The sequence below is a fragment of the Acidiphilium sp. PM genome (assembly GCF_000219295.1).
GTDB lineage: Bacteria > Pseudomonadota > Alphaproteobacteria > Acetobacterales > Acetobacteraceae > Acidiphilium > Acidiphilium multivorum.
This window is the reverse complement of record NZ_AFPR01000349.1, coordinates 1-648: the sequence shown is the minus strand read 5'-3', so window position 1 is coordinate 648 and position 648 is coordinate 1. Positions and strand designations below refer to the sequence as shown.

At 74.2% G+C, this 648-nt stretch carries 1 protein-coding gene; it reads left to right on the top strand.

Annotated elements, in window-relative coordinates:
- The coding region (locus tag APM_RS12520) for an HAD-IC family P-type ATPase (RefSeq protein ID WP_039888564.1) at window positions 1–648 on the top strand (648 nt) is incomplete at both ends.

The window sequence follows — 648 nt, the reverse complement described above, 5'->3', positions numbered from 1 at the left end:
GGCCAGGTGCGGACGGGCGACCTCGTGGTGGTGCGGCCGGGCGGGCGGATTCCGGTGGACGGGACGATCGAGGCGGGGGAGTCCGCCGTCGATCTCTCGATGCTGACGGGGGAAAGCCTGCCGGTGCCGAAGGCGGCGGGCGGGCGCGTGCCGGGCGGGGCGATCAACGGCGAGGGGGTTCTGCTCATCCGCACCGAGGCGGTGGGGGCGGAAACCACGCTCGCGAAGATCATCCGCCTGGTCGAGACCGCGCAGGCGGAGAAGGCGCCGATCCAACGGCTGGTGGACCGGGTGGCGGCGGTGTTCGTGCCGGCGGTGGTGGCGGTGGCGGCGGTGACGCTGGCGGGATGGCTGCTGGCGGGGGCGACGGTTTCGGCGGCGATCCTGAACGCGGTGGCGGTGCTGGTGATCGCCTGCCCCTGCGCGCTGGGCCTGGCGACGCCGACCGCGGTGATGGCGGGGACCGGTGTCGCGGCGCGGCACGGCATCCTGGTGAAGGACGCCGAGGCGCTGGAGGCGGCGGAGCGGGTCGATACCGTGGTGTTCGACAAGACGGGGACGCTGACGGAGGGGAAACCCTCGGTCGTGGCGGTGGCGCCGGCCGAGGGGGTTTCGGAGGCGGAACTGCTCGCGGTGATGGCAGGGGTG